This window comes from Paraburkholderia sp. LEh10 (assembly GCF_017814945.1).
GTDB lineage: Bacteria > Pseudomonadota > Gammaproteobacteria > Burkholderiales > Burkholderiaceae > Paraburkholderia.
This window is the reverse complement of record NZ_JAGIPX010000251.1, coordinates 1-475: the sequence shown is the minus strand read 5'-3', so window position 1 is coordinate 475 and position 475 is coordinate 1. Positions and strand designations below refer to the sequence as shown.

Sequence of the window (475 nt, the reverse complement as noted above, 5' to 3'; positions counted from 1 at the left end):
AATGCTCATGGCCGCAAGCACGGGAGCATCTCGCACAGCGAGCTTCGATTCGTAGTGCAGGGTCGACCTTGCGACCGAAATTAGCGCGCACGCTCGTCGCTCCGACAGGCCCCGCGCTTTCGCGTAGGCGACCTGCTGGCGTCGGGCGGGCGCGCCTACCACTTTTTTGCGTTGATCTCTTTCATCACGTCCAGCTCAAGATCGCGCTCGGCCAGCATCTTCTTCAGTCGCGCGTTTTCCCGTTCAAGCTGCTTGAGCCGCTTGACGTCGGAGGCCTCCAGCCCGCCGAAATGCTGCCGCCAGTTATAGATGGTTTGCTCGCTGATCCCATGCTTCTTCGCGATGTCGGCGACCGGCGATTTGTCCGCCTCGCGCAGGATCGTGACCATCTGTTCCTCGGTGAACCGGCTCTTCTTCATGACTTCCTTTCTCCGTTGGAAGCCATTCTCTCAAGTTTCAGCTGGTCCGAAAATTC

The 475-nt window shown here is 59.2% G+C and carries 1 pseudogene; it reads right to left on the bottom strand.

From position 1 onward, the window contains the following. A pseudogene (locus J8I87_RS44215) lies at nt 1-419 on the bottom strand (transposase); the annotation flags it as partial. Nucleotides 420-475 lie beyond the last annotated feature (56 nt).